This is a genomic window from Kribbella rubisoli (genome assembly GCF_004217145.1).
GTDB lineage: Bacteria > Actinomycetota > Actinomycetes > Propionibacteriales > Kribbellaceae > Kribbella > Kribbella rubisoli.
Map to the genome: position 1 here is coordinate 336,431 of NZ_SHKR01000013.1, position 25,398 is coordinate 361,828.

At 68.3% G+C, this 25,398-nt stretch carries 28 protein-coding genes and 1 tRNA gene; 18 read left to right on the forward strand and 11 right to left on the reverse strand.

All coding sequences use genetic code 11. The annotated features are described in order from the left end of the window. Positions 1-19: 19 nt before the first annotated feature. Positions 20-1,948 (reverse strand): Xaa-Pro dipeptidyl-peptidase, encoded by a 1,929-nt coding sequence (locus tag EV645_RS21720; protein ID WP_130445807.1) that lies wholly within the window; start codon positions 1,946-1,948, stop codon positions 20-22. A gap of 144 nt (positions 1,949-2,092) precedes the next feature. On the opposite strand from EV645_RS21720, the gene EV645_RS21725 reads away from it, so the two are divergent. Both EV645_RS21725 and EV645_RS21730 read left to right on the forward strand, forming a co-directional pair. Next, positions 2,093-3,106: a LacI family DNA-binding transcriptional regulator gene (locus tag EV645_RS21725; RefSeq protein ID WP_130445808.1), complete on the forward strand. Its 1,014-nt coding sequence runs from the start codon at positions 2,093-2,095 to the stop codon at positions 3,104-3,106. Between the two features lie 14 nt (positions 3,107-3,120). Further along, entirely contained in the window at positions 3,121-4,023 is a 903-nt protein-coding gene (locus EV645_RS21730) for a 1,4-dihydroxy-2-naphthoyl-CoA synthase (protein ID WP_130445809.1), read from the forward strand. Positions 4,024-4,530: 507 nt separating this feature from the next. On the opposite strand, the gene upp is transcribed toward EV645_RS21730, so the two are convergent. Next, positions 4,531-5,172 (reverse strand): uracil phosphoribosyltransferase, encoded by a 642-nt coding sequence (gene upp / locus EV645_RS21735; protein WP_130445810.1) that lies wholly within the window; start codon positions 5,170-5,172, stop codon positions 4,531-4,533. A 117-nt stretch (positions 5,173-5,289) separates the two neighbouring features. Here upp and EV645_RS21740 point away from each other — a divergent pair, with 117 nt between their 5' ends. The 5 genes from EV645_RS21740 to EV645_RS21760 all read left to right on the forward strand — a co-directional run bounded on the left by EV645_RS21740 (position 5,290) and on the right by EV645_RS21760 (position 8,220). After that, positions 5,290-5,472 carry a hypothetical protein gene (locus tag EV645_RS21740; RefSeq protein WP_130445811.1) on the forward strand — a complete coding sequence of 61 codons (183 nt, stop codon included), beginning with the start codon at positions 5,290-5,292 and terminating at the stop codon, positions 5,470-5,472. Between the two features lie 98 nt (positions 5,473-5,570). Continuing rightward, positions 5,571-6,044: a tRNA adenosine deaminase-associated protein gene (locus EV645_RS21745; RefSeq protein ID WP_130445812.1), complete on the forward strand. Its 474-nt coding sequence runs from the start codon at positions 5,571-5,573 to the stop codon at positions 6,042-6,044. A gap of 31 nt (positions 6,045-6,075) precedes the next feature. Beyond that, positions 6,076-6,504 carry a nucleoside deaminase gene (locus EV645_RS21750; RefSeq protein WP_130446499.1) on the forward strand — a complete coding sequence of 143 codons (429 nt, stop codon included), beginning with the start codon at positions 6,076-6,078 and terminating at the stop codon, positions 6,502-6,504. Positions 6,505-6,517: 13 nt separating this feature from the next. Further along, positions 6,518-6,608: transfer RNA gene (locus tag EV645_RS21755), tRNA-Ser, on the forward strand. A gap of 100 nt (positions 6,609-6,708) precedes the next feature. Then, entirely contained in the window at positions 6,709-8,220 is a 1,512-nt protein-coding gene (locus EV645_RS21760; protein ID WP_130445813.1) for a potassium/proton antiporter, read from the forward strand. Positions 8,221-8,222: 2 nt separating this feature from the next. Here EV645_RS21760 and EV645_RS21765 read toward each other — a convergent pair whose 3' ends face one another. After that, positions 8,223-8,786, reverse strand: coding sequence for a LytR C-terminal domain-containing protein (locus tag EV645_RS21765; protein ID WP_130445814.1), 564 nt, complete (start codon positions 8,784-8,786; stop codon positions 8,223-8,225). Positions 8,787-8,815: 29 nt separating this feature from the next. Next, complete coding sequence (locus tag EV645_RS21770; protein WP_130445815.1) at positions 8,816-9,109, reverse strand: type II toxin-antitoxin system VapB family antitoxin; 294 nt, start codon at positions 9,107-9,109, stop codon at positions 8,816-8,818. Positions 9,110-9,275: 166 nt separating this feature from the next. Between EV645_RS21770 and EV645_RS21775 the strand changes: the two genes are divergently transcribed. The 3 genes from EV645_RS21775 (at position 9,276) to EV645_RS21785 (ending at position 12,873) form a co-directional block, all read left to right on the forward strand. Beyond that, on the forward strand, positions 9,276-10,832 hold the full coding sequence (locus EV645_RS21775; protein WP_130445816.1) for a helicase HerA-like domain-containing protein: 1,557 nt from the start codon (positions 9,276-9,278) through the stop codon (positions 10,830-10,832). 148 nt (positions 10,833-10,980) lie between these two features. Then, the gene (locus EV645_RS21780; RefSeq protein ID WP_130445817.1) at positions 10,981-12,318 is read left to right on the forward strand and encodes a GGDEF domain-containing protein; all 1,338 of its coding nucleotides are present in this window, start codon (positions 10,981-10,983) and stop codon (positions 12,316-12,318) included. 21 nt (positions 12,319-12,339) lie between these two features. Continuing rightward, positions 12,340-12,873 (forward strand): SigE family RNA polymerase sigma factor, encoded by a 534-nt coding sequence (locus EV645_RS21785; RefSeq protein WP_130445818.1) that lies wholly within the window; start codon positions 12,340-12,342, stop codon positions 12,871-12,873. A gap of 1,123 nt (positions 12,874-13,996) precedes the next feature. On the opposite strand, the gene EV645_RS21790 is transcribed toward EV645_RS21785, so the two are convergent. After that, positions 13,997-14,944 carry a hypothetical protein gene (locus EV645_RS21790; protein WP_242000554.1) on the reverse strand — a complete coding sequence of 316 codons (948 nt, stop codon included), beginning with the start codon at positions 14,942-14,944 and terminating at the stop codon, positions 13,997-13,999. Positions 14,945-14,963: 19 nt separating this feature from the next. On the opposite strand from EV645_RS21790, the gene EV645_RS41920 reads away from it, so the two are divergent. The 3 genes from EV645_RS41920 (at position 14,964) to EV645_RS21805 (ending at position 17,048) form a co-directional block, all read left to right on the forward strand. After that, positions 14,964-15,152 (forward strand): hypothetical protein, encoded by a 189-nt coding sequence (locus EV645_RS41920; protein WP_198681770.1) that lies wholly within the window; start codon positions 14,964-14,966, stop codon positions 15,150-15,152. Positions 15,153-15,486: 334 nt separating this feature from the next. Then, entirely contained in the window at positions 15,487-16,002 is a 516-nt protein-coding gene (locus EV645_RS21800; RefSeq protein ID WP_130445821.1) for a SigE family RNA polymerase sigma factor, read from the forward strand. Continuing rightward, on the forward strand, positions 16,002-17,048 hold the full coding sequence (locus EV645_RS21805) for a hypothetical protein (RefSeq protein WP_130445822.1): 1,047 nt from the start codon (positions 16,002-16,004) through the stop codon (positions 17,046-17,048). Before EV645_RS21800 ends, EV645_RS21805 begins: the two co-directional genes overlap by 1 nt. 39 nt (positions 17,049-17,087) lie before the next feature. Here EV645_RS21805 and EV645_RS21810 read toward each other — a convergent pair whose 3' ends face one another. Together EV645_RS21810 and EV645_RS21815 are read right to left on the reverse strand one after the other, a co-directional pair. After that, positions 17,088-17,591, reverse strand: a complete 504-nt coding sequence (locus EV645_RS21810) for a DinB family protein (protein ID WP_130445823.1) — start codon at positions 17,589-17,591, stop codon at positions 17,088-17,090. Then, positions 17,588-18,382, reverse strand: a complete 795-nt coding sequence (locus EV645_RS21815; RefSeq protein WP_130445824.1) for a helix-turn-helix domain-containing protein — start codon at positions 18,380-18,382, stop codon at positions 17,588-17,590. The genes EV645_RS21810 and EV645_RS21815 overlap by 4 nt, the downstream gene beginning before the upstream one ends. A 113-nt stretch (positions 18,383-18,495) precedes the next feature. On the opposite strand from EV645_RS21815, the gene EV645_RS21820 reads away from it, so the two are divergent. Together EV645_RS21820 and EV645_RS21825 are read left to right on the forward strand one after the other, a co-directional pair. Further along, positions 18,496-18,858: a nuclear transport factor 2 family protein gene (locus EV645_RS21820; protein ID WP_130445825.1), complete on the forward strand. Its 363-nt coding sequence runs from the start codon at positions 18,496-18,498 to the stop codon at positions 18,856-18,858. Between the two features lie 164 nt (positions 18,859-19,022). Next, on the forward strand, positions 19,023-19,760 hold the full coding sequence (locus tag EV645_RS21825) for a phytanoyl-CoA dioxygenase family protein (protein ID WP_130445826.1): 738 nt from the start codon (positions 19,023-19,025) through the stop codon (positions 19,758-19,760). Here the strand turns inward: EV645_RS21825 and EV645_RS21830 are convergent. Next, the gene (locus tag EV645_RS21830; protein ID WP_130445827.1) at positions 19,747-20,598 is read right to left on the reverse strand and encodes an aminoglycoside phosphotransferase family protein; all 852 of its coding nucleotides are present in this window, start codon (positions 20,596-20,598) and stop codon (positions 19,747-19,749) included. The two genes, EV645_RS21825 and EV645_RS21830, sit on opposite strands and share 14 nt — an antisense overlap. Before the next feature lie 89 nt (positions 20,599-20,687). On the opposite strand from EV645_RS21830, the gene EV645_RS21835 reads away from it, so the two are divergent. Together EV645_RS21835 and EV645_RS21840 are read left to right on the forward strand one after the other, a co-directional pair. Beyond that, positions 20,688-21,488 carry a methyltransferase domain-containing protein gene (locus tag EV645_RS21835; RefSeq protein ID WP_130445828.1) on the forward strand — a complete coding sequence of 267 codons (801 nt, stop codon included), beginning with the start codon at positions 20,688-20,690 and terminating at the stop codon, positions 21,486-21,488. Between the two features lie 427 nt (positions 21,489-21,915). Beyond that, complete coding sequence (locus EV645_RS21840; RefSeq protein WP_130445829.1) at positions 21,916-22,668, forward strand: hypothetical protein; 753 nt, start codon at positions 21,916-21,918, stop codon at positions 22,666-22,668. 159 nt (positions 22,669-22,827) lie between these two features. Here EV645_RS21840 and EV645_RS21845 read toward each other — a convergent pair whose 3' ends face one another. The 3 genes from EV645_RS21845 to EV645_RS21855 form a co-directional block, all read right to left on the reverse strand. Next, positions 22,828-23,154 (reverse strand): hypothetical protein, encoded by a 327-nt coding sequence (locus EV645_RS21845; RefSeq protein WP_130445830.1) that lies wholly within the window; start codon positions 23,152-23,154, stop codon positions 22,828-22,830. Continuing rightward, a complete protein-coding gene (locus EV645_RS21850; RefSeq protein ID WP_130445831.1) occupies positions 23,151-23,336 on the reverse strand; it encodes a hypothetical protein in 186 nt (61 codons plus the stop codon). Before EV645_RS21850 ends, EV645_RS21845 begins: the two co-directional genes overlap by 4 nt. Positions 23,337-23,637: 301 nt before the next feature. Further along, positions 23,638-24,825 (reverse strand): MFS transporter, encoded by a 1,188-nt coding sequence (locus EV645_RS21855; RefSeq protein WP_157997128.1) that lies wholly within the window; start codon positions 24,823-24,825, stop codon positions 23,638-23,640. Between the two features lie 62 nt (positions 24,826-24,887). On the opposite strand from EV645_RS21855, the gene EV645_RS21860 reads away from it, so the two are divergent. Then, positions 24,888-25,394: a helix-turn-helix domain-containing protein gene (locus EV645_RS21860; protein ID WP_130445833.1), complete on the forward strand. Its 507-nt coding sequence runs from the start codon at positions 24,888-24,890 to the stop codon at positions 25,392-25,394. Positions 25,395-25,398: the final 4 nt, after the last annotated feature.

The following is a 25,398-nucleotide window of genomic DNA, read 5'->3' on the forward strand; positions in this document are numbered from 1 at the left end:
GCGGGGGTGGCGGCGGGGGCTAGTTGTTCGGGTCGTGGAGGTTGGGGCGTTGGGTGGGGGTGGTGATGTCGACGTCGATCGGGTTGATCTTGGTGGGGGCGGTGATCTTGCCCGAGGTGACCGGGACGTTGAGTTTGCTGCCGGCCAGGTCGATGTCGATGGTGGCGCCGGTGTCGTTGGGGGTCGTCCACCCGGTGTCGGAGAGGGTGACGGCCAGGCCTAGGACGCGGCCCTTGGGGATGATCTGGTCCTGGGCGCGGAGCGGGACGTTGACCGTCGTCCACGTGCCGGGTGTCAGCGGGGTCGGCTTCGAGAGGGACTTGCTGTGGGCGGCGTCGATCCAGCCGCGGCTGACGATGCCGTGGTCGCTCTGGGTGGTGAGCTTGTCGACGGTGAAGTAGCAGCTGTCGTCGAAGTCGGTGCTCGAACCCTCGCAGGTGCTGTCGTCAGTAGTACGGATCCCGGAGTACCGCTCCGCGTCGCCGTACTCGATCAGGCGGGCGGTGATCGGGGTCGTCGCGGAGTCGGACTTCACCCGGAGCGTGACCGAAGGAGTACCGCTGATCCGCATCGGGGCGGTCAGCGGGGCGGACAGGAACATCTGCCGGCCAGCGATCACCTCGGTCGGATCCGCGACGATGTCGTCCTCGGTGAGATCGGGATCGTCGGTGATCATCAGCGAACCCTTGCCCGCAGCACCTAGTTTGCCGACGGACAACGGGACCTGTGTCGGACGGTTGACGGCCGGCCAGGTCTTGTAGTTGCGCCAGACATCGGGTGTCGTCTCGATCGAGACGGCCGGCTCCTTCATCACGCCGTTCTGCAGGCCCTGCAGCCAGTAGTCGAACCACTTGTGCAGCTCGTCCACCCACTCGTCCCGGCGGAACTCGAACGGGTCGACGTGGTCCTCGAGCCCGAGCCACAGCTTGCGCGGCACGTTGTTGCGCGACAGCGCCGACCACCACTGCGAGAAGTGATTGGTCTGCACGTTGTAGTCGCTGAGCCCGTGGGTCATGAAGACCGAGGCCTTCACCTTCGACGCGTTCTTCGTGTAGTCGCGCTCGGACCAGAACGCGGTGTAGTTGCCCGTGTCATCGTCGTCGTTGTCACCGAGATCGCCGCGAACGTCTTCACACGCGGGGCTGTCGTGACCGACGTACCCGCCGAGCCAGGGCATGTAGTCGTCCGAGTACGGTACGCCGCCGGAGCGGGTGTAGTCGTACCACGAGGAGATCGCCGAGATCGGCACGATCGTCTTCAGGCCCTTCACGCCGGTCGCTGCGACGCCGTTCGCGAGCGTTCCGTCGTACGACTTGCCGATCATCCCGACCGCGCCGGTGGTCCAGGTCGCCTTCACCGCTTGCCCGTCGGCATCGTGTGCGGTGTTGCGCCCGTTCAGCCAGTCGATCACGTCGACCACGGACTGGATCTCGTCGCGGCCGCCGACGTCACCGCAACCGGTCGACCGTCCGGTGCCGAGGATGTCGACGCCGACCATCGCGTACCCGCGCGGGACGAAGTAGTTGTCGTAGAACAGCGGCATCTTCTGGATCTCGCCGTCGCTGTCGTACGTCTTCTTCTCGTTCTCGTTGCCGCGTCCGCAGCAGGAGTAGTACGGCGAGGCGTCCATGATCACCGGGATCTTCACACCGGCGGCAGCGGGCTCGCGGGGCCGGACGATGTCGACCGCGATCACGTCGTCCTTGCCGTCGGAGTCGGTGTCCATCGTGGTGTCGACGTACACCGATTCACGGACCGCGTTCGCGTAGTCGTAGACCGGTTGCGTGCTCTTGGTGCGCGCGTCGACATGCTGCGGCACACTGGGTGCTGCCGGGGCAGCTGCGGGTCCGTCAGGGATCGGAGCAGCCACGGCGGGACCGGTGACGGTCGCGAGGCTGAGTACGGCGGACGAGACCAGGATCGTCACCCTGGCGCGGACGGTCGTCATGGCTGGGAAGGCTAGTCACTCGCGCGCCGCAACGCCAGGTTCTGCCGAGATTGGCAGCGACCTGCCCGATACGCAGCGTGAGAGCGGGCGATTCGGTAGGGTGACCGCCACCGCCCCCGGGGGGACGCACGAAAGGGTAGGCCAGTGAATCTGCGAGCACCGGTGACATTGCTGGACGTTGCACAGCGTGCGGGTGTGTCGGTCGCGACCGCCTCCCGCGTGCTGAACGGCGGGGACCGCGTGCCCCGTCCAGAACTGCAGGAGCGGGTCAAGGCCGCCGCCGACGAGCTCGGCTACACGCCGAACGCACAGGCGCAGGCCCTGGCCAAGTCGTCGACGAACCTCGTCGGCATCCTGGTGCACGACATCGAGGACCCGTACTTCGCCGCGATCGCGAACGGCGTGATGCGCGCCGCGGACGAGCGCAACCTGCTGGTGATGATGGCCAGCACGTTCCGGGACTCCGACCGCGAGATCGCTTACCTGTCGTCGTTGCGGGCGCAGCGGGCCCGCGCCGCGGTGATGATCGGCAGCCGGCGGACCGATGCCGACAGCCTCTCCCGGACGGCGGCCGAGGTGGAGAATTTCCTCAACTCGGGCGCGGGCCTCGCACTGGTCAGTCAGTCCGGGATGCCGGCACATACGGTCGAGCCGGACAACCGCAGCGGATCGGCCGATCTGGCCCGCGAGCTGGTCGCGCTCGGCTGGCGGAAGTTCGCCGTACTGGGTGGTCCGGAGACGCTGGCGACGGCGCGCGATCGGCGGGCCGGGTTCATCGAGGGACTGGCCGAAGCGGGGTTGCAGCCGGTAGCCGTCGAGGCCGGTGACTTCACCCGCGACGGTGGGTACGCCGCTGCCGAGCAACTGCTCGATCGGCAGGCCGATGTGGACTGTTTGTTCGCTGTGAACGACGTGATGGCAGTGGGCGCGATGTCCGCGTTGCGGACGCGCGGAGTCGATGTGCCGGGCAAGCTCGGCGTCGCCGGCTTCGACGACATCGCCACGCTGCGCGACGTGTGGCCGGGTCTGACGACCGTGCGGCTGCCATTGGAGCAGATGGGCCGCCGTGCGCTCGAGCTGGCGATCGAGGGCGGCGATGTGACGACCGAGACGTTCAAGGCCGAAGTCGTACTGCGGGAAAGCACCGCCAAGGCCTGAAATATGCTCTCGGGGTGACTGTCTCCGAGATCTTCGACCCGTCGGCCTGGAAACAGGTCGACGGCTTCGAGCTGACCGACATCACCTATCACCGGGCAGTCGACGCCGGCGTGGTGCGGATCGCGTTCAACCGGCCCGAAGTACGCAACGCGTTCCGGCCGCAGACCGTCGACGAGCTCTACCGCGTGCTGGATCACGCGCGGATGTCGACCGACGTCGGGTGCGTGCTGCTCACCGGCAACGGTCCGTCGCCGAAGGACGGCGGATGGGCGTTCTGCTCAGGCGGCGATCAGCGGATCCGCGGCAAGGACGGTTACAAGTACGCCGAGGGCACGACGGCGGAGTCGATCGACCCGGCACGCGCGGGACGGCTGCACATTCTCGAAGTACAACGTCTGATCCGCTTCATGTCGAAGGTCGTGATCTGCGTCGTTCCGGGTTGGGCAGCCGGTGGTGGACACAGCCTTCATGTGGTCGCGGACCTCACGCTGGCCTCGGCGGAGCACGCGCGGTTCAAGCAGACCGATGCGGACGTGGCGTCGTTCGACGGCGGCTTCGGCTCGGCGTACCTGGCTCGTCAGGTGGGGCAGAAGTTCGCGCGGGAGATCTTCTTCCTCGGTGAGGAGTACTCCGCCGAGGACGCATACCGGATGGGCATGGTGAACAAGGTCGTCCCGCACGCCGAGCTCGAGGCGGTCGCCCTCGAGTGGGGCAAGAAGATCTGCGCGAAGTCGCCGACCGCGCAGCGGATGCTGAAGTACGCGTTCAACCTGATCGACGACGGACTGGTCGGCCAGCAGCTGTTCGCGGGCGAGGCGACCCGCCTCGCCTACGGCACCGACGAGGCCGCCGAAGGCCGCGACGCATTCCTCGAGAAACGCGACCCCGACTGGTCGCCGTATCCCTACGCCTTCTAGGGTTTGTGCCACTTCTGGTTGCCGAGGGCAAACTTCTCCGCCCCGGCCGCCGTTGACCAGCTGGACCTGAGTGCCATCGGCGGTCAACGCCCAGGCGAGATCCATGCACAGCCCTGGATCCACCGACGCGACCGCCCGCCTGTACTTCGGCTTCGCGTGCGGCGTCACCGGCGACCGCCGAGCAAACCTCTTCTACCGCAGCACCCTCACGTGATCATCCGGGCAGCCCGGTTATTCAGAAGCCCCGCCCAGTTGCTTTTGCGGTAAGAAGTTGGCACTCAGCGGCAGTTATGTTCCGCAGAGCTGGTCCCCGAGCACTGGCGTGATCAACCGGTAGATCCGCGCGCGGGCGCATCAGCACGCGACACGGTGACGCACCGCAGGCGAACCTCCGGCTGCCTACCGGGGCCAGTCATCACTGGCTGTCTTCTTTTGTCTTTCAATGGAGAGTTCGAACGGTGGGTTCTGGCGAACCCTGTCCTTCTCTGTCTCTTGTTCTCTTTTCTTCTACTGGGCGACGCCGTACAGGCGGTCGCCGGCGTCGCCCAGGCCGGGGACGATGTAGCCCTTGTCGTTCAGGTGGGAGTCCATGCCGGCGATGACGAGGTTGCACGGTACGTCGAGGTGGGTGAGCTCGCGTTCGACGCGTTCCACGCCCTCGGGGGCGGCTAGCAGGCAGATCGCGGTGATGTGGTCGGCGCCGCGGTCGACGAGGAACTGGATTGCCGCGGCGAGCGTGCCGCCGGTCGCCAGCATCGGGTCGAGGACGTAGCACTGGCGACCGGACAGGTCCTCCGGGAGGCGCTCGGCGTACGTCGACGCGGTCAGCGTCTCCTCGTTCCTGATCATGCCGAGGAAGCCAACCTCCGCGGTCGGGAGCAGCCGGGACATGCCTTCGAGCATGCCGAGGCCGGCCCGCAGGATCGGTACGACGAGCGGCTTCGGCGCGGTCAGCTTGACGCCTTCCGCCTCGGCGACGGGGGTCTGGACGGTGACCGGACCGGTGCGGACGTCCCGCGTCGCCTCGTAGGCGAGCAGCGTGACGAGCTCCTCGGTCAGCCGACGGAACGTGGGTGAGTCCGTGTGCTCGTCGCGCAGCGCGGTGAGCTTGTGGGCGACGAGCGGGTGGTCCACGACGAGGATCTGCATAAGCCGGAACGCTACCTGAGGGATGCCGTCGGCGATTCGCGTCGGGAAACCTCGCTCGCTGTCAGACTGAAAAGTGCACCGGAATCTGCCCTGCCTCGCCCATCAGGGAGTACGCCGATGACCCTCGAGCCCAGACCGCGCCTGGTAGTACCCCGCCGCGACCTCGACCGGCTGCGCCGGCGTGCCGAGTTCCTGCGCGAACTGGAGGAGGCAAAGGCGCTCCGCGACCGGATCGCACCCCGCCGGGCGCGCGTCCGGCAGCTCCGTGAGGCAATGCGGAGAGCGACGTACCATCACTGACTGTTGACGGGTGTTGGTGGATCTGATACCGCTCCGAGATCGCATGGAGAGGCGGAGTCTGGGACGATGACCCGGTGTCCGATGCCATGGCTGGGCCGATGACCACTGACCTCGATTTCGCGGTCGCCGCTTACACCGAGGACGGGAATTGGACCGTCACTCCGCTGGTACTCCGCGGTGAACCGGACCTGTCGACGCTGGTCTCCGCCCTCCGCCGGTACCCAGGTGAGGGCGGCGTGCTGGGGATGGTCTCGGTCGACGAGGACTTCTTCGTGCTGGTTCGTGTCGCCGGCGGCCGGGCCCGGTTGCTGATCTCCGACGTGACCGCGGCGACCGAGTGGCCGATCGCCCGGCAGATCGTCGACGAGCTGGACATCCCGCTGGCCGATGACGACGACGAGCAGGTCCCGGCCGGCGATCTCGCGATCATCGCGGACCTGGGAATGACCGCGATGGACCTCGGTGCGCTCTGCGACGACGTCGACCTCTACCCCGAGGAGATGCTCGAGGAGATCGCCGAGGCGCTTGGGTTCGGCAACCAGTTCCACGACGCGATCGAAGCTGTTGGCTAGCCCACTGCTGCGCCGCGAGTGGTCGCGGTTGATGACGCTCGCGCTGGAAGAGGGCGAGAAGGCGCTGCCCGACGTACCGATCGGGGCCATCGTGGTGGACGCCGACGGCCAGGTGATCGGGCGCGGGCACAACGAGCGCGAGACGACAGGCGATCCGACAGCCCATGCCGAAGTACTCGCGATCCGGGAGGCGGCGCGGCACGTCGGCGAGTGGCGGCTGAGCGGTTGCACGCTGGTCGTCACGCTGGAGCCGTGCACGATGTGCGCGGGGGCGATCGTGCTGTCCCGGCTCGACCGGCTGGTCTTCGCGGCGTACGACGAGAAGGCGGGCGCGGTGGGATCGCTGTGGGACGTCGTACGGGATCGTCGGCTGAACCATCGGCCCGAGGTGATCGGCGGTGTGATGGCCGACGAGGCGGGCGCGCGGCTGCGCGATTTCTTCATTCGTCACCGGCCTTGATATTGTCCTCGGCGGTGGCGTGTCCGAGCGGCCGAAGGAGCGCGCCTCGAAAGCGCGTGACGGGCAACCCCCGTCCGAGGGTTCAAATCCCTCCGCCACCGCCAACCGCCCCTCGGGGCGGAAGATAGGCCGAAGACCCTGATGCTGTGTGATGCGTCAGGGTTTTCGTCTCTCGGGACCTGACGCATCGCACGGGAGGGCCCCATGGATGTTTCGGAGCTCGACCGGGTCCTGCTGGCGGGGGCTGTGGTCCTGCTGGTCGCGGTCGTGGCCGTCCGGCTGACTGCGCGGCTCGGGCTTCCATCGCTGCTTATCTATCTCGGGATGGGCCTGCTGCTCGGCGAGTCGGGGCCGGGGCACATCCACTTCGAGGACGCGCAGCTGGCGCATGCGCTGGGGTTCGCGGCCCTGGTCGTGATCCTGATCGAGGGCGGTCTGACCACCCGGTGGAACGAAGTACGCCCGGTGATGCCGCTCGGGCTCGTCCTCGCGACGGTCGGGGTCGCGGTCAGCGTCGGTGTGGTCGCCTGTGTGGCGCATTTCGTCCTCGGGCTCAGTTGGCAGCTGTCCGTGCTGCTCGGCGCCGTGACGTCTCCGACGGACGCGGCCGCCGTGTTCTCGGTGCTCAGACGGGTGCCGATCCGGCCGCGGCTGCGTGGTGCGCTGGAGGCCGAGTCCGGTCTGAACGACGCACCGACCGTGCTGCTGGTGACCCTCGTGAGCACGGGTGAGGTCGGCGAGAAGGGCATCCTGTCGTTCACCGGCCTGGTGCTGTACGAGCTGGTCGTGGGCGCCCTGTTCGGCCTGCTGATCGGCTGGGTGAGCGTCGGCCTGATCCGACGAATGGCGCTCGGCTCCGCGGGCCTCTACCCGCTCGCAGTGATGTCAGTCGCCTTCATCTCGTACGCCGGGGGCTCCGTCCTCCTGCATGTGTCCGGGTTCGCGGCTGTTTATGTGACCTCGCTGGTGCTCGGGCGGGCGGAGCTGCCGCACCGGATGGCGACCCGGTCGTTCGTGGACGGGATCGCCTGGCTGGCCCAGATCGGGCTGTTCGTGATGCTCGGGTTGCTGGCCTCGCCGGGGCGGTTCCGGCTGAACGACGTACTCGTCGCGCTGCTGATCGGGATCGCGGTGACGGTGGTCGGGCGGTTCGCCTCGGTGGCGATCTCCGCGGCGCCGTTCCGGCTGCCGTGGCGGGAGCAGGCGTTCATCTCGTGGGCGGGGCTGCGTGGCGCGGTGCCGATCGTCCTGGCGACGATCCCGCTTGCCGAGGGTGTGCCGCAGGCGGACCGGATCTTCGATGTGGTGTTCGTGCTGGTCCTGCTGTTCACGCTGCTGCAAGGGCCGTCGCTGCCGTGGCTGGCGGGCCGCCTGAAGGTGCTCGACGAGAACGCGGCCCACGAGGTGGACATCGACGTGGCGCCGCTGGAGTCGCTCGGCGCGGACATGCTCCAGGTCTACGTCCCGAGCGAGTCGCGGCTCGCCGGCGTCGAGATCGGCGAACTGCGGTTGCCGCCGGGCGTCTCGGTCTCGCTCGTCATCCGCGGCGAACACGCCTTCGTGCCGGACCGCCGTACGGTGCTCCGCGCCGCCGACTCGCTGCTGGTCGTTGCCCCGAGCCCCGTCCGCGAACAGACCGAGCGCCGCCTACGAGCCGTCTCCCGGGCCGGCCGCCTGGCCGGCTGGTTCGGCGAACGCGGCCGCGAACAGCACTGAGGTCAGTTCGGGTTCTGGCCTGAGGGGACGGGCTGCGGGGTGTGGATGACCGGGAGGCAGACGGTGGTGCCGGCGGCCACCTGGACCGACGGGATGCCCTTGAGACGGACCGAGCCGAAGCCGGCGCCGATCACCAGGTCGACGGTGTGGTCGGTGCGGCCGTCGGGGACCAGCACGGCCTTCTGGTTGAGCTGACCGGCGACCAGCGCCAGCTCGGGCGAGTTCGCCGCGACGCCGCGGAGCTCGGCCACGTCGACCTTGTTGCCCTTGGGCTCGTTGGAGATCTTGCCGATGTTGAAGCCACGCTGCTTCAGCGCGTCGGCGACCCGCTGCGCGGAGCCCGCCCTGGCGCCGCCGTTGTAGACGTTCAGCACGACCTGCTTCGGGACCAGCCGGTTGTTCGCCAGCTTCTGCTCGACACAGGTCGGCTCGGCGCTGCTGTTGATCAGGGATTTCCAGCCCCACCAGCCCCCGCCGGCGAGAATGCCCAGCAGGATCACCATCGTGATCGGCGTACGCCAGCGAATGCGCGAATGCGGCCGCGGTTGCGGATGTATCGCTGTCATCGGCTCAACCCCCCGTGAGCAGACATGGGTCAGTCCACTACCAAGACCCGAGCGTGGAGGACCTGACGCTGCTGCAGCGCGGCACGGAGGGCGCGGTGCAGGCCGTCCTCGAGATACATGTCGCCCTTCCACTCCACCACATGCGCGAACAGGTCGCCGTAGAAGGTCGAGTCCTCGTCGAGCAGCGCGTTCAGGTCAAGAGTGCCCTTCGTCGTGACGAGTTCGTCCAGCCGCACCTGCCGTGGCGGCAGCGAGGACCAGTCCTTCGGCCGCAGCCCATGGTCCGGGTACGGCCGGTCTTCCCCGACGCGCTTGAAGATCACCTCCCGAAGTCTAGCGGGGTAAAAGGTCTCAGGTGCAGGTCATGAATGTCACCGGAATAGTCCGGAGTTGAATGCAACCTTTTGGCGCCGTTGAGGCGTCCAGCAGGATGGTGAGGACTAGCATGCCGACCGGGTAGTTCCGTCAACCGGGGAAGGCACGCTCAAGATGGCCGAGTCAGATGTCGTGGAGACCGTCAAGCAGGGGTACGCGTTCGAGGGGGCGGCAGTCGAGCTCGGTGCCTTGCTGGTCGACGATGAGCCGAAACCGGAGGCGGCGGTCCGGATCCCGCTCGGGATGATGAACCGGCACGGCCTGGTCGCGGGCGCGACCGGTACCGGAAAGACGAAGACCCTCCAGCTGATGGCTGAGCAGCTGTCCGCGGCCGGCGTCGCGGTGTTCGCTGCTGACATCAAGGGCGACCTGTCGGGCATCTCGCAGCCCGGCGAGGGGAACGACAAACTGCTGGCCCGGACCAAGTCGATCGGCCAGGACTGGACCGCGAGCGGCTTCCCGACCGAGTTCTACGCGCTCGGCGGCCAGGGCACCGGGATCCCGATCCGCGCCACGATCACGTCGTTCGGGCCGGTCCTGCTCTCCAAGGTTCTCGGGCTGAACGACGTACAGGAGTCGTCGCTCGGGCTGATCTTCCACTACGCCGACAAGGCCGGGCTGACGCTGCTGGACCTCAAGGATCTGCGCGCGGTCATCCAGCACCTCACCTCCGACGAGGGCAAGGACGACCTGAAGGAGCTCGGCGGACTGTCCGCGGCCACCGCGGGTGTCATCCTGCGGTCGCTGATCGGATTCGCGGACCAGGGCGCGGAGGCGTTCTTCGGCGAGCCGGAGTTCGACACCGCCGACCTGCTGCAGCAGCGTGACGGCAAGGGCCTCATCTCGCTGCTCGAGCTGCCGAACCTGCAGGACCGGCCGGCCCTGTTCTCGACGTTCCTGATGTGGCTGCTCGCCGACCTGTTCCACGACCTGCCCGAGGTCGGCGACGTGGACAAGCCGAAGCTGGTGTTCTTCTTCGACGAGGCGCACCTGCTGTTCAACGACGCGTCGAAGGCGTTCCTCAACACGATCGCGCAGACCGTCCGGCTGATCCGGTCGAAGGGTGTCGGCGTCTTCTTCGTGACGCAGACGCCGAAGGACGTGCCGGACGACGTACTGGCGCAGCTCGGTTCGCGGGTGCAGCACCAGCTGCGGGCGCACACGCCGAACGACGCGAAGGCGCTGAAGGCGACCGTGTCGACGTTCCCGAGCTCGTCGTACGACCTGGGCGAGGTGCTGACCCAGCTCGGGATCGGCGAGGCGATCGTGACCGTGATGAACGAGAAGGGTGCCCCGACCCCGGTCGCGTGGACCCGGTTGCGCGCGCCCCAGTCGCTGATGGCGCCGGCGTCCGCGGAGCAGCAGGCCGCGTCGGTTCAGGCCTCGCCGAACAACGCGAAGTATTCGCAGGCCGTCGACCGCGAGTCGGCGTACGAGATGCTCGCGGCGAAGGTGCAGGCCGGGGCGGCGCAGGCCGAGGCCGAGAAGCAGGCCCAGGAGCAGGCCAAGCAACAGCAGCAGGAGCAGCGGCAGGAGTCGCGGCCGCGGACACAGAAGCAGGAGAAGTCGATGGTCGAAGAGGTGATCGGCTCGTCGGTGTTCAAGCAGTTCGCCCGCTCGGCCGGCCGGGAGATCGTCCGCGGGCTTTTCGGTGCTGCCCGAAGGCGCTGATCTTCCTTCCGTGCAAGGGAAATCCTGCAGTTGATTGTTGATCAAACGACTGAATAGTGAAGGATTGTCGATCGTTCCCAAGTCGTCATCCACAGCCGCGCCGCCACGGATTGGGACCTGACGCTCACTCGTCGTACCGTGTGAGGTGATGGTTGCACAGAGTAGGCGAGCGATACGATCCTGGGCGCTCTGGACCCTGACGGTTCCGGCGTTCGCCGTCGTGGTGCTCGTCGACCTGGCCGCCATCGGGTACGGCGTGCAGGCGTTCACCGACCGCCCCGACTGGCGCGGGCTGGATGTGGTGTTCGCGCTGACCGTCTCCGCGCTGATCTCGGTCGAGGGCGCCCGCCGGGTGGAGAACCGGCGGCGGCGCGGCGGCGCGCTGCACAAAGACCTCGCTCCGGCCTGGATGATCGCCGCGGCCGTGATCCTGCATCCGGCGCTCGCGATCCTGGTCGCCGTACTGCTCCGGATCTGGTGGCGGATCCGGGCCGGCAAATGCATCCCGTACCGGTGGGCCTTCTCGACGGCGGTCCATGTGCTCGCGGTCGGCGCCGCGCATGCGGTCTTCGTCTCGCTCCGGGGCGTCACTGGCGGCGACCTCGGTCTGGTCGTCTCGATGGTCGGCGCTTCGGCGGCGTACGTCGCGACCGACACAGTGCTGTGCGGGCTGGCGATCTCGCTGATCATCCCGGGTAGCAGTCGCCGCGAGGCGGTCGGCGGGCTCGACGACCTGTGCACCGACGCGACCGCCGCCACGCTCGGCTGTCTGCTCGCGGCCGCCTGCCTGATCAGCCCCTGGTTCGCGTTCGTCGCGATCCCGATCACGCTGACCGCGCAGCGTGCGCTGCTCCTCGGGCAGTTGGAGTCCGAGGCGCAGACCGATCCGAAGACCAGCCTGACCCGGGTCGACTGGTGGCGTCGGCGGACCGAGGACATGCTCCGGACGGTCCGGACCCAGCGCGAGCCGATGGCGGTCCTGCTGATCGACATCGACCACTTCAAGCAGGTCAACGACCGGCACGGTCACCTGGTCGGCGACGAGGCCCTGCGCGCGGTCGCGACGATCCTGCGCAGCGCGATCCGGGCGAAGGACGTGATCGGCCGGTTCGGAGGCGAGGAGTTCGTGATCGCGCTCCCGGACACCGGGCTCGACGAGGCGACCGTCACCGCGGACAGGCTTCGCAACGCGGTCTCCGCCAGCCCGCTCGCTGCGATGTGCGCCGGCGTACTCGACGATCCGGATCTGGATCCGGACACGTTCCACCTGACCGTCAGCATCGGCGTTGCCGTGTATCCGAACGACGGGGCGACGGTCGACGACCTGCTGCTCCGCGCCGACCGCGCGATGTACGCCGCCAAGGCCGCCGGCCGCGACCGCGTTCGCCTGGCCGCCGACATCATCGCGCTGCCCCGGCTGACCGCCTCCACACAATTCTCCGAACAAGCAGAACCTTTGGCCCAGGCGCAGCGTCCTGTGAGGTGAGAGCGGCAGGACGGAGCGCAGATGGCGGCGACGGGGAGTCGTGACGACGACTTCACGGCTTTCGTGCTGGCCAGATCCGCGCGGTTGGTGCACTTCGCGCGGATGCTCTGCGGGGATGCCGGGCTCGCCGAGGACCTGGTGCAGAACGCTTTGGAGAAGGCGTACCTGCGCTGGGACCGGATCGAGCTGGCCGACCCGTTCGCGTACGTGCGGCAGGCCGTGGTCAACCAGCACCTGTCCTGGGTACGACGACGGCCGTGGCGGGAGCGCCCGAGTGGCGGGGCGACCGAGCTGGACCTGTTCCTCGGCCCGGTCGTCGACGATCCGTCCGGTGCAGTCAACCGGCGGGTGGGGCTGGGGGCCGCGCTCGCGACGTTGAGCCGGCGGGAGCGTGCGGTCGTCGTACTGCGGTATGTCGAGGACCTGACCGAGCGGCAGACCGCCGAGGTCCTCGGGGTCGCGGTCGGCACGGTGAAGAGCGCCAACGCGCGGGCCCTGGAGAAGCTGCGCGCTGCTCCGGAGCTGAGCGGCGTACCGGTGGGGGAGCGAGCATGAACGACATCGAGGACGAACTGCGGGGTCTGTTGGCGCCGGGGGACGCCGGTACGCCGCTGGACCCGACGCGGGTGATCGCGGGGGCGCAGCGCCGGCGTGGCCGACGGAATCTGGCGACGGTTGCTGCTTCGGTTGCTGTCGTGTCGGTGGTGGCGGGAGGGGTGGTCGGGAGCCACTCGCGCGGCGGTCCACCGGAGCCCGCTCGGCCGGCGCCTACTACCGGGGTCGCCCCGACGCCTCGTCCAACGCCGACGTCACCTGCGACGACTTCGCCGACGATGCAACCGACCGCGACCCCGACGTACCCCACGCGAATGAGCCCATCGCCGACACACGCGCCGCCTCCCACCGCAATACCACCGACCGCGCCGCCGTCCAGGATGCCGACGAACGTGCCGCTCCGCCCACCGACCTCGCCCACCGCGTCCTTGCCGACGCCGGCCCGGGGCCTTGTTCCAACCGCCACCCCCAGCCGCTCGGCCTACACGGAGACGCCAACCGTCGCCCCGACGCGCTGAGCAGAACCTTTCCGCGGCGGTTCGCGTCCTTCAGCCCGACCGAACACCAGAAGGTTGCGGAGGGCAACGATGAGAGAAGTAGGACCGAACCGGCGCATCACGCGGCTGGTACTGGGCGGAATCGCTGCAGCGGCGGTGGTGGTTGTCGCTGTCGCGGGGACTGCGATGGCGCGCAGCGGATCGGCAGACGGCGACGGCGGTACGCCGGTCCACGCCACCCCGAGCCCGACCCCGGACCAACCAACCGCCTCCCCGAGCCGGACCCCCGAAGCCACCGCCTCCCCGAGCGCCGTCCCGCCCAGCACGCCAACCCTGCCGCCAACGGTGTCACCAACCCGCGACCCCCGCCCCGCACCATCCCTCCCGCCAACAGCAACGCCAAGCCGCGTTCCGACGGTTGCTCCAACCAGAGCCCCGCGACCGGTCCCGCCAACCGCGACACCGACCCGCTGGTCGACGCCGGTGCCGAGCGCAACCCCGACCCAGCCCCCACGCGCAGCCCGCCCCACGCCAACCCGGGCCGGCAAGTAGCTCAGTCGGTTACAGACCAAGCGCCGGACCGCACGCACGTTGAGCGTGTGGCCGGCGCTTGTCGGGAGTTGGGGTCAGCAGGTGCTGAAGGTGCCGGATGAGATCCAGGCTTTGGCGACGTACATGCCGGTGCTTACTCGGAGCCAGATGTTGGTGGTGCCTTGGGAGCCGGTGACGGTTTCGCCGGTTGTCTGGCATTCGACGGTGACCTGGGCGGACTTGCCGGCCATGCCGACGACGGCGCCGGTGGAGTTCGGGGCGTTGCGGACGTTCAGGTATCCCGACGAGATCGAGACCGTCCCGCGGCCGCCGTCGCCCGTCCACAGGTACGTCACGTCGACGAACCCGTTGTCCGCCAGCTTCAGCGCATCCCAGAACACGCCGTCTGCAAGGTCGATCCCGGCCGGGTTCGCGACGGTTCGGCCGAACTGATCCTTCTTGCCGTTGTATCCGTCCTGGTACGCCGCCTGCGCCTCGGGCTTGCCCTGCGGCAGGTCCTTCCACATCTCGCGGGTCGCGCTCGGGTTCCAGTAGTCGTCCTTCGTGTTCCACGGGCCGACGTCCCAGACCGGCTCGAAGGCGCAGCGCGACGCAGTACAGACCTTCACCGAGTACGTACCGGATCCGTTGCCGGACAGGCCGCGGCGTGAGGGCAGTGCGACGAAGTGGTCGCGGCTGATGATCACGTGGCCGTTGGCCGTCGTACCGCCGACCAGACCTTCACGGGTGGCGAACACGTGCGACTTGAGCGGCGCGGCCTGAACGCTCATCCGTGGAGCCGCGACCTTGTCTGTCGGTTGGACGGTCAGACCGGAGACGGATGGGCTACCGCCGGTCGGTGGTGCGGTGAGGATCACCCGCAGCTGGACCTGGTCGCTGGCGCCGGGCAGTGCGGTCGGGGTGCCGGCCTTCGCCTCGGTCCACTCCGACCATCGGCCGTCGGCCCAGGCCCGCATGTCGACCGTCCCGGACATACCGTTTGGTATGGCGGCCGAGTAGCCGACCACCACGGCCGAGGTCAAGTCGGCGAAGTGGACCGGGGTGAGCTCGGCCAGGCCAGTGCGTTGGTTGATCTCGGCCGAGCCGATCGCGGCGGGTGCGTCGCCGAGGATGATCCGGCCGCCTTCGACGCGGACGTTGCTCGACCCGGCGACCGTCCGCGAGACGGCGACGGGCTGGGACCCAGCGACGGGCCGGGAGGCGCCGGCGCGATCGGAGGCGGCGGGCTAGGAGGCGGCGGGCTGGGTTCCTGCGACGGGGTCGGACCTACCGGCGGGCTGGGAGGCGGTGGTGGGATCGGGTGCGGCTGCGGGATCAGTGGTGGCGGCGGTGCTGGGCAAGGTTGGGGTAAAGATCGCCGCGGTCACGGCCAGACAGGCGGCGAGTGCGGCTGGGCGACTGGTACGCATGGGCGGAACCTCCGGGGCGGTGAAGGCTTGTGCACCCAATGTGACAAACAAACACCGCCTCTGTATAGACCGTGAATAAATTTCTCCTGACCGAACAGAACCTGATCGGTGACTCAGCGGGTTTGGACCGTTGTGACAGAGGCTGAGGAGAATCGATGACCCGGACCGCGGACGCCGACTTCGAGCGATTCGTCGTGGCGCAGTCGACCCCCTTGCTCCGCTTCGCGGAGATGTTGTGCGGCGATCGGCATACCGCCGAGGACCTCGTACAGCAGGCGTTGATGCGGTCGTATCCGAAATGGCACCGGCTGGAGGGCGACCCGTTGCGGTTCGTCCGGCGGGTGCTGGTCAACCGATTCCTCTCCCAGGCCCGCCGGCGCTGGAACAACGAAGTACCCAGTGATCCGGTAGCAAACGATTGGGACCAGCGAGCGGTGGCGGACTTCGCCGGGGCGGTCCAGACCAGGGAGGCCGTGCTCTCGGCTCTCAACGGTCTGACCGTCCGGGAGAGAGCCGTGGTCGCGCTGCGCTACTCGCAGGATCTCTCCGAGGCCGAGACCGCCGAGCTGCTCGGTATGGCGGCCGGGACCGTGAAGAGCACGGCCTCCCGGGCGCTGGCCAAGTTGCGTCTGGCACCCGACCTGATCGACAGCGGAGTTGGAGGAAACTGATGAGTGACGAGCAGCAAGTACGGAACGCGCTGACGTATGAGATGGACCCGTGGCAGCCGGACGCAGGTGACCTGATGCGGCGCGGCAAGCGGCTGACCTGGCTGCGTCGGGGACTGGCCGCGGCGGGCGTCACCGCCCTGGCCGGAACCGTTGCGACGGTGTCCGCCGCGGTCGGCGGACCGACCCTTCCGGTCAAGAACCTGCTGGTGGGTGGAAAGCCTCCGGTACCGGCGGTGATTCCGGCCGGTACGCCGACGGCGCCGTCGATCGACCCGACCTGCCTCCCGGCCAAGCCCAAGCTGCCCAAGGTGGTCGTGAACAAGACGATCGACCCGAACAACCCGCCGAAGCCGACGCTTCCGGCCAAGCCCACCCTGCCGGCGAAGCCGTCGCTGCCGACCGCCAAGCCGACGCTCCCGAGCCTGCCGACCACCCGGCCCTCGTTGCCTGGTAAGCCGACCCTGCCGGCGGGCAAGCCCACGCTGCCGACGCGCCCGGGCATCCCCACCACCAAGCCGACCTGGCCGACGACGAAGCCGACGCTGCCGGGCCGCCCGCAGGTGCCGACGACCAAGCCCACACTGCCGACCCTTCCGTCGGGTAAGCCCAGCCTGCCGACGACGAAGCCGACCCTCCCGTCGCTTCCGACGGCCAAGCCGACGCTGCCGAGCAAGCCTTCGCTCCCGGCCAAGCCGTCGCTCCCGACCGCGAAGCCGTCGTTGCCGGCCAAGCCCGCGGTTCCGGCAGTACCGGACTGCGTGCAGGGCGTGCCGACCGGCAAGCCCACGCTGCCGAGCAAGCCGAACCTGCCCGGCAAGCCGTCCCTGCCGACCGCGAAGCCGACCGCACCGAAGCCGGCTGTGCCGACCGTGACGGTCTCGGCCGGCGTGAAGGTGACGGTCCCGGTCAAGCCGCACAGCAAGCCGACGCTGCCGTCGATCCCGACCACGAAGCCGACGCTGCCGAGCTCGACCTCCAAGCCGAGCTTCCCGACGCCGACCGTCCCGACGGCGTTCCCTACCGGCCTACCCTCCTCAGGCCGGTAGGGCTCCCGGCCACCGGCGAGTAGGCCCTCCCTGCAAGACCTACTCGCCGGTGGCCCCATCCACGAGCTCGCGGGCCACGTCCAAGTGGCCCGCGTGCCGTGCGTACTCCTGCAGGACATGGAACAAGATCCAGTTCAGCGTCGGCCGATTGTCGGGCCTGAACCGCCCGCCGGCCGCCGCAACCGTCGCGGGGTCCGCGCCGCTGACGACCTCGCGCGTGAACTCACCACCCGCATGCAACTGAGCCAGCAGGCTCTCCAGCGAGTCGTCCGCCGTCACCGCCCAGCGACCGTCGGGATCATCTCCGGAGTCACCCCACGGATGCTCGACCTGTTCAGCGGTGAAGCCCCAGCGCAACCACCGTCGCTCCATGAAGACAAGGTGCTTCAGCAGCTCGAGCGGCGACCATCCAGAGGGCAGCCGGCTGCCGCGTAGCTCGGCGTCGCTCAGCCCCGTCAGCTTCGTCTCGATGATCTCGCGATAGCGATCGAGGTACTGCAGATGCAGCTCGATCGTGTCGGCGACGTCCCTGGCCGGCTTCACGAAAGGCTCCGCAAGTACTGCGCGGTCGCATCGTCGGCGGGATAGAACGACTCGATCATCAGCTCGGACACCGTGACATCGAGCGGCGTGCCGAAGGTCGCGATCATCGTCAGCAGCGACAACTCCCGCCCGTCGTGCGTGAGCTTGAACGGTACGACGACCTCGGCCGGCCCGGGTGGTGCCGGCTTGTCGTCCATGGCGTACTCGCGGAGTTCGTCGTACAGGTCCTGGAGTTCGGGGTCGGCGGTGCTCGCGGCCTGGCGTTGCAGGCTGGCGAGTGCGCTGGCGCGGACCTCGGCGATATTGCCGATCCGCTTGGCCAGGCCGTCCGGGTGCAACGTCAGCCGGAGCGCGTTGATCGGTGCCTGGAGCAACTTCTCGTCGACGCCCGCGGTGAAGATCTGGATCCCGGCGTTGGTCTCGACGATGTTCCACCAGCGGTCGACGACAAGCGCCGGGAACGGCTCATGGGCCTTGAGCAGGCGGCGCAGCGTCGTACGGACAGCGAGCATCGCCGGCGAGTGCAGCGACGCCTCGCTGTAGATCGGCGCGAACCCGCCTGCGAGCAGCAGCTGGTTCCGGTCCCGCAGCGGTACGTCGAGATGCTCGGCCAGCCGCAGCACCATCTCGCGGCTCGGCTTGGACCGCCCGGTCTCCACGAAGCTCACGTGTCGCGTGGACACCTCGACCCGGTTCGCCAGCTCGAGCTGACTGAGCCGGCGCCGCTCCCGCCACCCGCGCAGAAGCTCGCCCACCGGGCGCTGGAACGTCTCCTCGATCGTTGCTGCCATACCCCGACCGTAGCGGTCGGCGTAGACATCGCCATTACCTCTGACGTCATCGACCGCTGCCCGGGTACGGCGGCAAGGTTCTGGTCATCGCAACCTTCCGAGGAGGAAACACCATGAACGCAATCGCTCTCGCCGACCAGTACTTCGCGATGTGGAACGCCGCCGACGCCGACCATCGCGCCGAGCTGATCGCCGGAACCTGGACCGACGACGCGACCTTCCAGGACCCGAGCTTCGAGACCACCGGGCACGACGAGCTGAACAAGCTGGTCGGCGCCGCGCAGCAGATGTTCCCGGGCCTGTCCTTCGTCCGCACCGGCGACATCGACGAGCACCACACCTACCTGCGCTGGACCTGGCACCTCAAGGCCGACGGGCAGGAGCCGGTCGCCGGCGGCACCGACATCGTCGTCCTCGACGGCGACGGCAAGATCCAGAAGCTGATCGGCTTCCACGATTTCGCCCCGGAGCACTGAACTACACAACAGCCCGGAACCGTGGAACGGGTCATCCATCGGTGTTGGGGGTTCTCTGCTGACGTACGAAGGGAGAACCCCCAAGACGAGTGGATCACCCCCGAAAGAGGGCGCGGAATGTTAATTGGGTGGAAGGTCGGGGGTGGTCGGAGCAGCATGGGCGAATGCTCACTGCCGAAGAGCTGGATGTCTTCGAGCGCGACGGGATCGTGAAGCTCCCGTCCGCGTTCTCCGCCGACGATGCCGCGCGGATGCGGGACAGCTTGTGGGACGAGCTCTCCGAGCGGCACGGGATGGACCGCGACGACCCGTCGACCTGGACTCCGTCGCGGCCGACGGGTTTGAAGAGCACGAAGTCGTCTCGGGCGGCCCACGCGATCCTCGGGCCGCGAGTGCGATCGGCGCTCGACGGGCTACTGGGTGAGTGGCTCGAGCCGAAGCATCAGGGCCAGGTCCTCGTGACGATGCCGGAGGGCGGGCCGTGGGCGGTTCCGCATCGCCAGTGGCACACCGACGTGGGGTTCGAGGAAACGCCCGAGTCCGTGAAGATCTGGGCTTTGCTCGGCGACCTCGAGCCGGGTGGCGGCGGGACTCCGCAGGTGGCCGGCTCGCACAAGGTGATCGAGCGCTTCCTGACCACGACCGAAGAGCGCGAGTTCAAGGCTGTGCGGGACGAAGTACTGCGGTCAGATCCGTGGTTCCGCAACCTGACGTCCGAGGAGCGCACGGTGGACCCGATGGCGCCGGCCGACCTGGACGGTCTGCAGGTCCGGGTCATCGAGCTCACCGGTCAGGCAGGTGACGTGTACCTGACCCATCCGTGGATCCTGCACTCGATCGCGCCCAACGCGGCCGACACACCCCGGATGATGCGCAGCCGCTTCATCTTCAAAGCGCATTGACCAGTCGGGCGCATCGGACCGGGTCCTCGGTCAGGCCTGACGCCAATCCCCACAGCCAGTAGTCGACGGTTCGCCAGATCACCCAGTCGCGGGCGCGGTCCCGGTCGAGGCCGGCCTCACGAACCGCGAGATCGAAGTACGGGACGATATCGGTCATCCGGTCGAGGTCCCACCACAGAACGCGACCGAGGTCGAACTCGATGTCGCCGCGGTACAGCACCGGGTCGACCATCAGCCAGGCCTCCCGGTCTCCGGCGAGGACCTGGCCGGAGTGGAAATCGCCGTTGACCGCCGCGGTCGACGTGGTCTCGGTCGGGGCGATGTCGAGTGCCTCGCGCAGGATCGCGACGTCGAACGGACGGCCGAGCCGCTCCCACTGCGGCTCCAGCTCGGCTGATCGCGTCGTCACGATGTCCGCGGTCGACAGCGCTTCCTCCGGCCCGGGTACGGCGATCCTGCGCATCAGCTGGCCGAGTACGGCGATCACCTCGTCGATCGGCCGCGTCGTCAACGGAGTCGACAGCCGCTCGAGCAGCATCGCCCCGGACCCGGCGTCGGCGTCCAGCAACAGGACCATGCCGCGGCCGTCCCACCAGTTCAGCGCCCAAACCTGCTGCGTGACCTCGTCACCGGGCGGCGACATCCGCAGTACGAGCTCCATGCCGTCCCGCTCGACCGGCACGACGATCGCGTTCGACCCGTGGGCGATCGGGCCTGCTACAGCGAGGTTCCAGCGGCGGCATTGCTCGTCGACTGCCCGGGGCAACGACTCCAGCCAGGCCTGCCCTTCGGTCCACCAGCGCGGCATCTCGAGGAACGTCCCGGGCAGCTCGATCACCCTGGAACCGTAGCGGGGCAACCCGGGGCAGCGCTTCGGATTTCCAGAAGGCCTCCCCGGAAACGGGATCGCAGACCATGATGTGGGACATGGGCGGAGAGGTTGAGGTTGACGGGTTGCAGTTCGACCCCGAGGTTTCCCGGCAGATCGAGTCGGTGTACACGACGCCGGATGTGATCGAGCAGCGACGAGTGGTGCGGGCGGCCTTGGCGTTGCGGCCGGGGGACCGGGTGCTGGACGTCGGTGTCGGCCCGGGGTTGCTGGCGGCGGAGATGTCCGGCGAGGTCGGGCCGGACGGGCGGATCTGCGGGATCGACATCAGCGAGAGCATGCTGGCGATCGCGGGGACCAGGACGGATGTCCCCGGCGGACCCGGGATCGAGTTGGAGCTGGCTACGGTCGCCCGGATCCCGCATCCGGCGGAGAGCTTCGACGTGGTGGTGTCGACCCAGGTCTTCGAGTACGTCGACGACGTGGCCGGCGCGCTCGAAGAGGTACGGCGGGTGCTGCGGCCGGCCGGTCGCGTCGTACTGCTCGACACGGACTGGGGATCGGTGGTGTGGCGGTCGAGCGACGACGAGCGAATGGCTCGGGTACTGACCGCGTTCGAGGACCATCTCGCCGATCCGCATCTGCCCCGTACGCTGGCCGACGTACTGGCCAAGTCCGGTTTCACGCTCACGCACGAACAGGTGGTGCCGATCCTCAACACGGCGTACGACGCGCGTACGTACAGTGCCGGGCTGATCGACATCGTGTCGGAGTTCGTACCGGGTCATGCGGGTGTGACGGAGGACGACGCGCGCGCCTGGGCGGATGATCTGCGGAGTCTGGGGCCGAGCTACTTCTTCAGCCTGAACAGGTATCTGTTCGTCGCATCCGCACTGTGAGACCCCGTACCCCGGCGGGTGCATCCTGGGAGAGACACACCCGCCGGGCCGGTCGTTCTCCCGCCCCTCAGTGGGAGAACTCGCGGCTCGGTGAACACCACCCATGCCCGAATGGCACTGACCGAACCGCGGGACCACCTAGAGGTACCCCAACTGGCCGCTTCGCACACACCCCGGCACGCGAATCGGACGGAAAACTTCACGTTCCTCAAACCTTTACACCTAGTTACCTGACCTAGCACCCGCTTACGCTGGTCACCGATTTCGCCCGCCGGGGGTCGGCGCGCGATCGATTCAGGGGGAAGGAACGGGGCAATGCCGGAAGTGTTCGACGACGAGTTGACCGATGACGAGCTGGACCAGCTGGAGGCGCTCGGCGCCGCCGAGGACGCGGAGCTGATCCTCGGCCCGGCGACCGGGGATAAAGATGCCTGAGGCAAGGATTTCCTGGCGCGGCGTCACGATGAACAGGCGGACGGTGTCGATGGTCGAGGCCGCCGAGCAGCTGTACAGGTCCAAGTTCGCGATCCTGCAGGGCTCGTACAGCAAGGGCGGTGTGGAGGCGTCGGCCGGCACCCACGACGGTGGCGGCGCGGTCGATATCGACGTACGGACGAAGAGTGCCGCGCAGCGGGTCGCGGTGGTGAAGGCGATGCGTGCGGTCGGGTTCGCCGCCTGGCTGCGGACGCCGGCGCAGGGCAACTGGCCGTACCACGTGCACGGGATCGCGGTCGGCGACAAGGAGCTGTCCCGCGGTGCGGCGATCCAGGTGACGGAGTACCACCGCAAGCTCAACGGGCTGGCCAACCGGGGCAAGGACGACGGGCCGCCCGGGTACTACGGGATGACCTGGGAGCTGTACCTGAAGGCACACCCGCCGAAGCAGCCGGTTCCGGACTCGACGATCTCGCTGGCCGCGATGGCGTACGCGCGGACGCATGACGCGATGACCGGCGTGTGGGGCGCGGACCGGGCCCGGGTGATCGCCTGGGCGGCGCACCCGCGGGTCGGCGCGATCACCAAGGCCGAGACGGTGCCGGCGGCGGGCGTGCCGTGGCACCTGCATTTCCAGCGGGTGATCCGGAAGGTCCAACTGCACTTCAAGCTCGAGGTCACCGGGATCTTCAACAACTCGGTCGCCGCGGAGATGAAGCGGTACGGGTACACGATCGTCGCCTGAGCTCTGCGCTTCGGCGCATCACGACATGGGCAAGGCCCCACCGGTAGCAGCCGGTGGGGCCTTGTTGGTCCACTACCGCCCGGGCATCCCCGGTGCAGCTGTGGAGGTGGAGAGCGGAACCGACGCCGATGCAGGGGTCAAGACGTCAGCTCCGCTTGTCTATGGAGTTGTCACCCTCGGGTCCGCCGCCCAGACCTGCGCCTGGTGGAACTCGAGGTGCTGCCGCAGCCCGGCCGGAGTCGCGCCGATGCCGAGATGGTTCATCGTCGGTACGACGACCGCACGGACGTCGGACCGCTTCACTTCGTCGAGCAAGGCGTGGAAGGCAGCTGACTCGGCCGCATCGCGCTCGGTGTAGACGGTGCCGAGGGTGAACCCCTCCGCGCTGGCGAAGGCGACCAGTGAATCGGTCGCCGCGGCCAGCTCCTCCGCGCAGCTCAGCGCGTCAGCCCGTACATACCCGAGCAGCGTCGGCCGGGTGGTCATCGTTCTGCGCTGTCCACCAGCACCGGCTCGCTCGTCACCCGGAGGGAGGCGAACCGCCGACGCATAGCTTCCTCGTACTGCCCTGCCTGCTCCACATTCGTGGTGTGGTCCGCGATCGGGTGAGCGCCGAACCAGACCCGCACCCGACGGTGCGTTGCGGGGGTCTCGAGCGTCTCGGTCATCGCGGTTCCTTCAGCAGTGTGTGGTTGGCCCCGAACGGCTTTGTCCGGCGCTGAGTAAAGAACACAACATCGGCGGGCCCTTCGGAACAGTTTGGAAGGGACCTTTACAGAGGCCTAACGCAGAGTAGGGAAACCCTACGAACCCGCAGGTCAACGGCCACTCCGACCGGTACCCGGGGAGCCAGGAAACCATGTCAAGAATGTTTGCAGCAATGTGCCGATAACGATTCGGAGACGCCCTGGGGGTATTCAGCCAGGGCTAAAACCTATGATGTCCTGCTAACCCTTTGCACTGATTCGCTCACGCATTGAATGTGCCGTTCCTGGTGAAGCTTGCGGGATGACGCGGTACGACGACCATCGTGAGGGCTGCTGCGCAGACGGCCAGCGCTGCGATGAGGTTGAGGGTGAGCGGCAGATAGAGGACGAGCGTCATCGCGGGGGCGGCGAGGGCGCCGATCAGCAGGGCCAGTGAGTCGGCGGCGAAGAAGAGCGCGCCGACGCTCGCCAGGACGGCGGTTGGCGCTGTTCGCTGGATCGTGGTCTGCACTGTGATGAGCAGGATGCTGCCGGGTAGGCCGATCAGAACTGCTGCAGCGACGGCTATCGGGACGTTGGGGGCATTGAACAGCGCGAAGTACGCCAGGGCTGTGACGAATTGGGTGATTGTGAGTAATTCGCGGGTCCCGAGGAGCCGGGCGGCTCTGGTGCTGAGGGCGGCGCCGATGAGGTATCCGGCGCCGAGGCCGGAGATCAGGTAGCCGACGACGTACCCCTGGGCGTGCAGGCGGCCGATCGTGAACGGGACGAGGAGCGCGGTCAGGCCTGCGTTCGCGGTGAGGAAGACCGTCTGGCCGATGAGGATGCCGCGGAGCGCCCGATTGTTGAGGACGGCGCGGAGTCCTTCGAGGGGACGTGGTGGTACGCCGGTGGTCGGGTGCCGGCGTGTGCGGACCGTCGCGATTGTTGCCGCCGACAACAAGTAGCTGACGATGTCGACGATCAGCACGAACTTGATCCCGGGGCCGGCCAGCAGGAGTGCGCCGAGCGGCGGCGCGGCCAGCCGGATCGCGCTGCTGGTGACGGCGTTGATGGCGTTGGCCTTCGCGAGTTCGCTGCCCGTGCCGACTACGGCCGGGAGTAGGGCGCGTACGGCGGGCCGGAAGACGGTCGTCGCGGTGTTCTCGAGCAGGATCGCGAGGTAGATCAGCCAGACGTGATCCCGGTCGGCGAACAGGATCAGCCCGACTGCGGCGGCGCTGGCGAGGTCCGCGATCCACATCGCCCGCGCCAGGTCCCAGCGATCGAGCAGTACGCCGGCCCAGGGGCCGATCACCAACGCCGGAAGGGCTTCCAGGGCCAAGGCCAGGCCCGTCGCGACCGCTGAGCCGGTCAACGTGAACACGTAGAACGGGATCGCCACGATCAGGAGCCAGGACCCGATGCCCGACACTGCGCCGCTGAACCAGAGCCTCCGGAAATCTCTCACGTCGCCGGAATCTATCCTCTAGAAATAGACATGGGCAAGAGTTTTCTGTGAAGATAATCCCCATGGAGTTGGGTGAAGTACTGCGCGACCGTCGCAAGGCGGCCGGGCGGACCATCGCGTCGGTAGCGGTCGACGCCGGTCTGTCCGTTCCGTACATCGCGAATCTGGAGAATGGTCGGGGCAATCCCACGGTCGCCGCGCTGGATCGGCTCGCGACGGCGCTCGGGGCTCAGCTTGAGGTGCGGATCGGGGATTCAGAGCCACCGGCTCCGCTGTCGGTCGGGGGCGAGTTGGTGTCCGGGTCCGATCGGGCCGACTCGGTTGTCGCCCTGCTCGCCGATGCCGCCGGCGGGGCGGGTGGCGCTGCTCGGGCGGGTGGCGTCGGTGGGGCGGGTGGCGCTGCTGGGGCCGGTGCGGCCGTTCGTGGCAGGTCTCGGGTGGCGGTCCGTCGGGATCTGGTCGCGGCGCTCGACTCGCTCGCCGCCTTGCTCGGTCGCAGGCCGAGCGCGGCCGACCTGAGCCGGTTCCTCGACCTGCTCCAGCTCTCGCAATCCGGTCGCGGGCTGTGATCGG

Excerpts from the sequence above, each read along its gene's own strand:
- EV645_RS21850 (WP_130445831.1), bottom strand. The coding sequence starts at position 23,336 with ATGACCGAGACGCTCGAGACCCCCGCAACGCACCGTCGGGTGCGGGTC.
- EV645_RS21800 (WP_130445821.1), top strand. The coding sequence starts at position 15,487 with ATGACCCGGACCGCGGACGCCGACTTCGAGCGATTCGTCGTGGCGCAG.
- EV645_RS21775 (WP_130445816.1), top strand. The coding sequence starts at position 9,276 with ATGGCCGAGTCAGATGTCGTGGAGACCGTCAAGCAGGGGTACGCGTTC.
- EV645_RS21815 (WP_130445824.1), bottom strand. The coding sequence starts at position 18,382 with ATGGCAGCAACGATCGAGGAGACGTTCCAGCGCCCGGTGGGCGAGCTT.
- upp (WP_130445810.1), bottom strand. The coding sequence starts at position 5,172 with ATGCAGATCCTCGTCGTGGACCACCCGCTCGTCGCCCACAAGCTCACC.
- EV645_RS21860 (WP_130445833.1), top strand. The coding sequence starts at position 24,888 with ATGGAGTTGGGTGAAGTACTGCGCGACCGTCGCAAGGCGGCCGGGCGG.
- EV645_RS21780 (WP_130445817.1), top strand. The coding sequence starts at position 10,981 with ATGGTTGCACAGAGTAGGCGAGCGATACGATCCTGGGCGCTCTGGACC.
- EV645_RS21760 (WP_130445813.1), top strand. The coding sequence starts at position 6,709 with ATGGATGTTTCGGAGCTCGACCGGGTCCTGCTGGCGGGGGCTGTGGTC.
- EV645_RS21720 (WP_130445807.1), bottom strand. The coding sequence starts at position 1,948 with ATGACGACCGTCCGCGCCAGGGTGACGATCCTGGTCTCGTCCGCCGTA.
- EV645_RS21825 (WP_130445826.1), top strand. The coding sequence starts at position 19,023 with ATGCTCACTGCCGAAGAGCTGGATGTCTTCGAGCGCGACGGGATCGTG.
- EV645_RS21840 (WP_130445829.1), top strand. The coding sequence starts at position 21,916 with ATGCCTGAGGCAAGGATTTCCTGGCGCGGCGTCACGATGAACAGGCGG.
- EV645_RS21745 (WP_130445812.1), top strand. The coding sequence starts at position 5,571 with ATGACCACTGACCTCGATTTCGCGGTCGCCGCTTACACCGAGGACGGG.
- EV645_RS21835 (WP_130445828.1), top strand. The coding sequence starts at position 20,688 with ATGGGCGGAGAGGTTGAGGTTGACGGGTTGCAGTTCGACCCCGAGGTT.
- EV645_RS21740 (WP_130445811.1), top strand. The coding sequence starts at position 5,290 with ATGACCCTCGAGCCCAGACCGCGCCTGGTAGTACCCCGCCGCGACCTC.
- EV645_RS21805 (WP_130445822.1), top strand. The coding sequence starts at position 16,002 with ATGAGTGACGAGCAGCAAGTACGGAACGCGCTGACGTATGAGATGGAC.
- EV645_RS21765 (WP_130445814.1), bottom strand. The coding sequence starts at position 8,786 with ATGACAGCGATACATCCGCAACCGCGGCCGCATTCGCGCATTCGCTGG.
- EV645_RS21820 (WP_130445825.1), top strand. The coding sequence starts at position 18,496 with ATGAACGCAATCGCTCTCGCCGACCAGTACTTCGCGATGTGGAACGCC.
- EV645_RS21785 (WP_130445818.1), top strand. The coding sequence starts at position 12,340 with ATGGCGGCGACGGGGAGTCGTGACGACGACTTCACGGCTTTCGTGCTG.
- EV645_RS21750 (WP_130446499.1), top strand. The coding sequence starts at position 6,076 with ATGACGCTCGCGCTGGAAGAGGGCGAGAAGGCGCTGCCCGACGTACCG.
- EV645_RS21845 (WP_130445830.1), bottom strand. The coding sequence starts at position 23,154 with ATGACCACCCGGCCGACGCTGCTCGGGTATGTACGGGCTGACGCGCTG.